This window comes from uncultured Microbacterium sp. (genome assembly GCF_963521695.1).
Lineage (GTDB): Bacteria > Actinomycetota > Actinomycetes > Actinomycetales > Microbacteriaceae > Microbacterium.
The window spans coordinates 1-4111 of record NZ_CAUQWC010000265.1; the positions used below are offsets into that span (position 1 = coordinate 1).

Annotated in this window: 3 protein-coding genes; 2 read left to right on the forward strand and 1 reads right to left on the reverse strand. The window is 74.2% G+C overall.

Translation table 11 applies throughout. The features are described 5' to 3' along the window. Positions 1–246: 246 nt before the first annotated feature. A complete protein-coding gene (locus RWP81_RS14840) occupies positions 247–1584 on the reverse strand; it encodes a glutamyl-tRNA reductase (RefSeq protein ID WP_314457376.1) in 1338 nt (445 codons plus the stop codon). A 100-nt stretch (positions 1585–1684) separates the two neighbouring features. Between RWP81_RS14840 and hemE the strand changes: the two genes are divergently transcribed. Both hemE and RWP81_RS14850 read left to right on the forward strand, forming a co-directional pair. Then, positions 1685–2788 (forward strand): uroporphyrinogen decarboxylase, encoded by a 1104-nt coding sequence (gene hemE / locus RWP81_RS14845; RefSeq protein WP_314457378.1) that lies wholly within the window; start codon positions 1685–1687, stop codon positions 2786–2788. Continuing rightward, the coding region (locus RWP81_RS14850; RefSeq protein ID WP_314457380.1) for an FAD-dependent oxidoreductase at positions 2785–4111 on the forward strand (1327 nt) is incomplete at its 3' end. The genes hemE and RWP81_RS14850, both read left to right, overlap by 4 nt.

Here is a 4111-nt window from a genome sequence, read left to right on the forward strand (position 1 = left end):
CGGACGCCGCGGCCTCGGTCCTCCGCTCGCGGACTGTCCTCCGCTCCGGCGGCTGTACCGGCGGGAGCGACCTCGCGGTCGGCCCGGCGTCGGAGGTGATTCGGGGAGGGGAGGACGGATGCAGCGGCCTCGGTCCTCCGCCCGCGGAATCCCCTCCGCTCACCGGCGGACCCCGCGCCGGGCCTCAGCCCGAGTCGCGGACCCCGCGCCGGGCCTCAGCCCGCGTCGGGGGTGCCGAGCAGCGGGTCAGCCCGCGTCGGCGATGCCGCGCTGGTCCAGGGCGGCCGGATCGACGGCAGCGGGGTCGGTGACCTCGATGCCGAACAGTGCGGAGAGCGCGTCGACGTACTCGTCGGCGCGGCCGGTCTCGGCGAGCTCGTGCGCCCGCGTCGTCGGGGTGTGCAGCAGTACGCCCACCAGGTGGCGGAGGGCCTGCTCGGTCTGTCCGCCCTCGTCGCCGCGGGCGCGCACGCGCGCCACCTCGGCGTCGAGCACGCCGAAGACATGGGCGCGCAGGGCGACGACGGCGGGGGTGATGTTCTTGCGCTCGCCAACCGAGGTGAAGCGGCGCGCGGCGTCTCGCACAAGGTCGCGCGCGGCATCCGTCGCCTGCAGTTCTTCGAGCGGGGCGTGCAGGCGGATGGTCTCGAGGTCGAGCAGGTCGATGCCGGCGACCGAGGCGACATCGGGATCGACGTTGCGGGGCAGCCCCAGGTCGATCACGAGGCGACGCGCGGTGTGGTCGACGGGGCACCCGCCGGAGACGGCGGTCTCGTAGGCCCCGCGTCCGGCGGCGAACGTGGCCGCGCTCAGCACGTAGTGCTCGGCGGTCGTGCACGTGATGACGAGATCGGCGTGGGCGACGGCGGCGGGGAACGTCTCGGCCGACACCGCGCGGAGGCCGTGCTTGAGGGCGAACTTCGCCGCCCGGCCCGAGGGCGAGTGCACCGAGATGTCTTCGGCGCCCTGGTCGCGGAGGGCGGCGACCGTGGCGGCGGCGTAGGCGCCCGTGCCCACGAGGAGCACGCGTTGCGTCGACCAGTCGGCGATGCGGCTGTCGGCGAGCTCGAGGCCCAGTCGCACGAGCGACCGACCGGCGCGGCCGATGGCTGTGGAGTTCTTCACGCCGCGCTGCGCCTCGGACGCCCGCTGGAACAGTCGCTCCAACTCGGCGGACGTGGTGCCGAGCTTGCGCGATTCGGTGAGCGCGCGACGCACCTGGCCGGCGATCTCGCCCTCGCCGACGACGACGGATTCGAGACCGGATGCCACCGAGAACAGGTGCTCGGCGACTTCGCCGCCACCGAGCACGGTGTACCGGCCCTCGAGCTCGCCGGCGGGCACGCCCGTGGCGGCCTCGATGGCGGCGAGGGTGGCTTCGATGCCGAGGGCGACGGCGGCGGTGACCGGCTCGTCCATGTCGACGTACGCCTCGAAGCGGTTGCACGTCGCGACGACGACAGCGCCCTGCACGCACTCGTCGTGCGCGGCGATCAACGGGGCGACGGGGGTGCGGGGTACGCTGAGCCGCTCAAGGAGCTCGAAGGACGCGGTCTTGTGACTCGCGCTGACGCACAACAACACGTCATCATTCTACGCCCGGGTGTCGCGAGGTGTTCCGGACGGCCTCTCGACGTCAAGGCATCCCCTTCACGCCCAGGGGGCGGGTGGGAGGATGGATGTCATGGCCTCCCTCGACGCACCCCTCCTCCGCGCCCTCCGTGGCGACCGCCCCGAGCGGCAGCCGGTGTGGTTCATGCGGCAGGCGGGGCGCTCGCTGCCGGAGTACCGGGAGCTGCGCGTGGGCACCCGCATGCTCGACGCGTGCCTGACCCCCGACCTCGCGGCCGAGATCACGCTGCAGCCGATCCGCCGCCACGACGTGGATGCCGCGATCTTCTTCAGCGACATCGTCGTGCCGTTGCGCCTCGCCGGTGTCGACGTGGTCATCGAGCCCGGGCGCGGCCCGGTCTTCGCCGACCCGGTGCGCACGGCCGACGACGTGGCACGAGTCACCTCGATCGACCCCGACGACGTCGCCGCCGCGGCGGAGCCCGTGCGCGAGGCCGCCCGCCGCGTCACCGCCGAGCTCAGCGACGCGGTGCCCCTCATCGGTTTCGCCGGGGCACCTTTCACCCTCGCCGCCTACCTGGTCGAGGGTGGTCCGTCGAAAGAGCATCTGCGCGCCCGCGGCATGATGCACGCCGACCCCGCCTCGTGGCACCGTTTGGCCGGCTGGCTCGCCAAGGTCTCGCGCGCGTTCCTCGACGCGCAGATCGCGGGCGGCGCCCAGGCGGTGCAGCTCTTCGATTCGTGGGCCGGCTCGCTGTCGCCGTCGACCTTCCGCGAGTTCATCGCCCCGCATTCGCGCGACGCGCTCGAGGGTATCCAGGTCCCCCGCATCCACTTCGGCGTGGGGACGGGCGCCTTCCTCGACGACATGCGCCTGGGCGGCCTCGCCGACGCGGTCGGCGTCGACTGGCGGATGCCGCTCGACGAGGCCGCAGCGCTCGTCGGCCCCGACGTCACCCTGCAGGGCAACATCGACCCGGCGCTGCTCGGCGCCCCCTGGCCGGTGCTCGCCGCCCATGTCGACGACGTGTTGGCGCGCGGCCGCGCGGCGCGCGCGCACGTGCTGAACCTCGGTCACGGGGTGCCGCCCGACACCGATCCCGAGGTGCTGACCCGCATCGTGGCGCACGCGCACGGGCACGACGTGGATGCGGGCCGCACGGCCGCCGCGGGAAGCGACACGGCCGGCGAGAGCGCGCGCGGGAACGCCGCGTGAGCGAGGCCCTCGACCGCCTGGTGCAGCACGCGCACGACACGCGCGTGGTGGTCATCGGCGGTGGGGTCTCAGGCCTCGTCGCCGCACGCGAGTGCGCGAAGGTCGGACTGCGGGTCACGGTGATCGAGGCGTCCGACGCGTTCGGCGGTGTCCTGCGGTCGGCGGAGGTCGGCGGCATGACCCTCGACGTGGGGGCCGAGAGCTACGCGACCCGGGGCGGAGTCGTCCGCGAGCTGCTCACCGAGCTCGGCCTCGGTGAAGACGTCGTGTCGCCGAACCCGGCGGGTGCGTGGGTGGCGGGTGTGCCCGGTGTCGGCGCCGCGCCGCTGCCGAAGGGCGGGGTGCTCGGCATCCCCGACAATCCCTTCGCCCCCGATGTGCGACGCGTCATCGGCTGGTCGGGGGCCTGGCGCGCCTACCTCGACCGGGTGCGTCCGCCGCTGACCATCGGACACGCTCACAGCCTCGGAAAGCTCGTGCGCTCGCGCCTGGGCACGCGGGTGCTGGAGCGCCTCGTCGCCCCCGTGACCAGCGGGGTTTACTCCGCGCGCCCCGACGACATCGACGTCGATCTGGCAGCCCCAGGGCTGAACGCCGCCCTCACCCGCACCGGCTCGCTGACGGGAGCCGTCGCCGAGCTTCGCGCGCGTCGATCCGGTGCGCGGCCCGCCGACGCTCCGGCATCCGATGTGCCCGTCGCCTCCGACTCCGCGAAGGCCGCCCCCGCGCCCGGCGGTGCGGTCGAAGGACTCAGGGGAGGCATGTCGCGCCTCGTCGACGCCCTCGTGGACGGGTTGCGCGAAAGCGGCGTCGAGCTTCGCACGGGAGTCACCGCCACGAGCCTGACCCCGGCCGGCGACGGGTGGGCGATCGGCACGTCGCTCGACGACGAGCCCCTCACCGCCCGCGCCGTCATCGTCGCCCTGCCCGAGGGACCGGCGCGTGCGCTGCTGGCGCCGGTGGTCCCCGGACTCGAGGTGGGTGAGCCGATCGCCCCGGTGGTCGAGGTGGTGACCCTGGTGGTGAACGCCCCGGTGCTCGATCGCGCTCCCCGCGGGACCGGCGTCCTGACGGTGCCCGGCAGTCACACCGCCAAGGCCCTCACCCATTCGAGCGCGAAATGGGACTGGGTTCGGGATGCCGCCGAGCCCGGCGTCCACGTCGTGCGGGTGTCGTTCGGGGCACAGGGCGAAGAGCCGGCCACCGCGGCCCTCGACGACGGCGGTGCCGCGCGTCTCGCCCTGTCGGAGGCGGCGGCCCTGCTCGGCGTCGAGCTGCCGGCATCCGTTCTGCTGGCCGCGCATCGCTCGCGCTATGTGCAGT